Source organism: Streptomyces sp. NPDC036984 (genome assembly GCF_055607665.1).
The window spans coordinates 1-3,888 of the sequence record NZ_JBVJRL010000066.1; the positions used below are offsets into that span (position 1 = coordinate 1).

Sequence of the window (3,888 nt, forward strand, 5' to 3'; positions counted from 1 at the left end):
CACACCCGCACCCTCGGCCCAGCCCGTACCGTCCGCCGCATCCGCATACGACTTGCAACGGCCGTCCGAAGCCAGACCCCGCTGCCGCGAGAACTGGACGAATGCGCCGGGGCTCGACATGACGGCCGCGCCGCTCGCAAGAGCGAGGGAGCATTCGCCGCTGCGCAGGGCCTGCGCGGCCAGGTGCATGGCGACCAACGAGGAGGAGCAGGCGGTGTCCACGGTCACCGCGGGACCCTCGAAGCCGAAGACGTACGAGACGCGGCCCGAGGCCACGCTGCTGCCGGCGCCCGTGGTGACGAATCCCTCCAGTTCGGCCGGGACTTCGCCGCCGGAGCCGTAGCCCTGGCCCATGAGGCCGGAGAAGACGCCGACATCGGTGCCCTTCAAAGCCAGGGGGTCGAGGCCGGCCCGCTCCAGCGCCTCCCACGACGTTTCCAGGAGCAGCCGCTGCTGCGGGTCCATCGCCAGCGCCTCGCGCGGCGAGATGCCGAAGAATCCCGCGTCGAACAGGCCCGCCTCGTGCAGGAATCCGCCCTGGTCGACGTACGACGTGCCCGCCTTGTCGGGGTCGGAGTCGAAGAGGCCCTCCAGGTCCCAGCCCCGGTCGTCCGGGAAGCCGGACATCGCGTCCCGGCCCTCGAACACCAACTGCCACAGTTGTTCAGGGCTGTTGACGCCGCCGGGCAGGCGGCAGGCCATGCCGACGATGGCGATCGGCTCGTCCGGATCGGCGAGCGTGACCGCCGTGGCCGGCGTCGGGACGCTCGCCACCGTCTCCCCCAGCTCGCCGCGCAGATGGCGGGCCAGGGCGAGCGGGGTCGGGTGGTCGAAGACGACGGTGGCGGGAAGCTTGAGGCCGGTCGCCTCGCGCAGCCGGTTGCGCAGCTCCACCGAGGTGAGCGAGTCGAACCCGGAGTCCCGGAACGCCGTGTCCTGCCTGATGCCCTCGGGGCCGGCGTGACCCAGCACGGTCGCCGCGTGCGTCCGCACCAGGTCCAGTAGCAACGCCTCTTGCTCCGTAGGCTCCAACGCGGCCAGGCGCCCGGTGAGTTCGCCGGTGCCGTCGGTTGCGGCGGCTGCCCGGGCCACCTGCCGGGTCACCTTGACCAGGCCGCGCAGCAGGGGCTGTACGCCGCGTCCGGTCGCGGCGTCGGCGCGCATCGACCGCAGGTCCAGTTTGATCGGGACGAGCAGGGCGTCACCGGTGCGCAGGGCCGCGTCGAACAGGTCCAGGCCCTCGTCGGAGGCGATGGTCTGGCTGCCGCTCCGGCTCACCCGCGCCTGATCGGCGGTGTCGAGGTGGGCGGTCATGCCGGTGGCCTGGTCCCACAGACCCCACGCCAGCGATACACCCGGCAACCCGGACGACCGCCGCCGCTGCACCACCGCGTCCAGATACGCGTTCGCCGCCGCGTAGTTGCCCTGACCCGCCGAACCGAACACCCCGGCCGCCGATGAGAACACCACGAACGCACCCAGATCCGGTACGAGTTCCCGGGTGAGTTGGTCCAGATGCGTGACCGCGCTGACCTTCGGCGCGAACACCCCCGCCAGACGTTCGGGCGTCAACGCACCGATCACACCGTCGTCCAGCACACCAGCCGTATGCACCACACCCGACAACGCACGCTCCGCCGACACGGAACCCAACAGCTCCGCCACCGCCGAACGATCCGACACATCACACGCCACCACCGACACCGACTCCGCACCCAGCCCCGACAACCCGGCCACCAACCCCGCCGCACCCTCAACCGCCGAACCACGCCGACTCACCAACACCAGATGCCGTACCCCGTGCCGCACCACCAGGTGCCGCGCCACCAGCGCGCCCAGCACGCCCGTGCCGCCGGTGACCAGCACCGAGCCCGCCGGGTCGAAGGCAACCCGGGCGGCGGTGGGCGCCGTCGCGCGGACGAGCCTCGGCGCGAACAGGCGGGTCCCCCGGGCGGCGACCTGGGGTTCGCCGGTGGCCAGTACGGCGGCGAGCAGCGACTCCACCTCGGTGCCCGCGGGGGTGTCCGTGTCGAGCAGCACGATCCGGTCGGGGTTCTCCGCCTGGGCGACCCGGACCAGGCCCCAGACGGCCGCGGCCGCCGGATCGGTCACCGTCTCCTCGCCGTCAGCCGGCACTGCACCCCGGGTGACGACGACCAACTGGGCCGCCTCCAGGCCGGGACGGGCCAGCCACGCCTGGATGATCTCCAGCACCCGGCCCGTCAGCGCCAGCGCCGCCTCGTCGTCCGTGGCCTGCGCCGCCCCGGTTGAACCGGCTTCCAGGATCACGACCGGGGGCACACCCGAGCCGTCGGTCAGCGCGGCCACATGAGTCGGCGCGGTGATCGGCACCCAGGCGGGAGGCAGGTTCGTACCGGGCTCCGCGGTGCCGGGCAGTTCCGTCCACTCGACGCGGAACAGGGAGTGCCGGCTGTCGTCGGCCGCCGCGCCCAGCTGGTCGGTGGAGACCGCCCGGGAGACCAGCGACCGCAGCGTGAGCACGGGGGTTCCGGTCTCGTCCGCCGCCTCCAGGGACAGGGCGTCGGGCGCGGGCCGGGTCAGGCGCACGCGCAGCGCGGTGGCACCGGCCGCGTGCAGGCGCAGCCCGTTCCAGCCGAACGGCAGGTGGACGCTGCCGTCGTCGGTCCGGTTCTCGCCCTCGGGGTCGGAGAGCGCCACATCGAGCATCGCGGGGTGCAAGGCGGCATCGAGAAGCGCCGGGTGGATGCCGAACCGGGACGCGCCGGCTCGCTGGTCCTCGGGCAGGGCGACCTCGGCGAAGAGATCGTCACCGCGCCGCCACAGCGCCCGTACGCCCTGGAAGACCGGTCCGTATCCGTAACCGGCCGTGGCGAGCAGGTCATAGCCGCCGGAGACGTCCACCGGCCGGGCACCGGTGGGCGGCCACACGGTGAGGTCGGCGGCCGGCTGAGCCGGTTCGGCCGGGCCCAGGGCGGTGAGGGTGCCGGTGGCGTGCCGGGTCCAGGCTTCGACACCGACGTCTCCGGGGGTGTCCTCGGGTGCCGAGTACACGGCGACCGTACGGGATCCCATCTCCTCCGGGCCGCCGACGGCGACCTGCACCCGCACCCCGCCCTGCCCCGGCAGCACCAGCGGCGCCTCGATGACCAGCTCTTCGAGGACCCCGCAGCCCACTTCGTCACCGGCCCGCACCGCCAGCTCCACCAGTCCGGTGCCGGGGACGAGCACCGCCCCGCCGACTGCGTGGTCCGCGAGCCAGGGGTGCGTGCGAAGGGACAGCCGGGAGGTGCACAGCACCCCGCCGGTCTCAGGAACTTCGACCACCGCACCGAGCAGGGGGTGATCGGCGCCCGCCTGCCCGAGAGAGGCCGCGTCCGCCGCGGGAGCGGTCTTCAGCCAGTAGTGGCGGTGGTCGAAGGCGTACGTCGGCAACTCCACCTGCGCGGCATCGGCACCGGCGGGCAGGACACCCGTCCAGTCGACCGGCACACCCCTGACGAACACCTCGGCCATCGACGTCAACAGCCGCCGCAGCCCTCCCTCCTCGCGACGCAGCGAACCGGTGACAACGGCCTCGGCATCGGCCTCGTCCACGATCTCGTTGACCGGCTGGACAAGAACGGGGTGGGCGCTGGACTCGATGAACACCGTGTGGCCCTCGGCGAGCAGGGCGCTGACGGCCGGGCCGAAGCGGACCCGGCCGCGCAGGTTCCGGTACCAGTAACCACCGTCCAGGACACCCGCCTCGCGGACCCACTCACCGGTCACCGTCGAGAAGAACGGCACCACCGGCGCCTGCCCGCGAATGTCCGCGAACGCCTCCGCCAGCGCCCCCTCGATGGCCTCGACGTGCCGCGTGTGGGAGGCGTAGTCCACCGCCACCCGGCGCACCCGCACACCATCGGC

General features: G+C 73.1%; 1 protein-coding gene. It reads right to left on the reverse strand.

The window, feature by feature from the left end:
• Positions 1–3,888 (reverse strand): type I polyketide synthase (locus ACZ7DL_RS38920; RefSeq protein ID WP_470781774.1); only part of this gene is annotated, 3,888 nt, incomplete at both ends.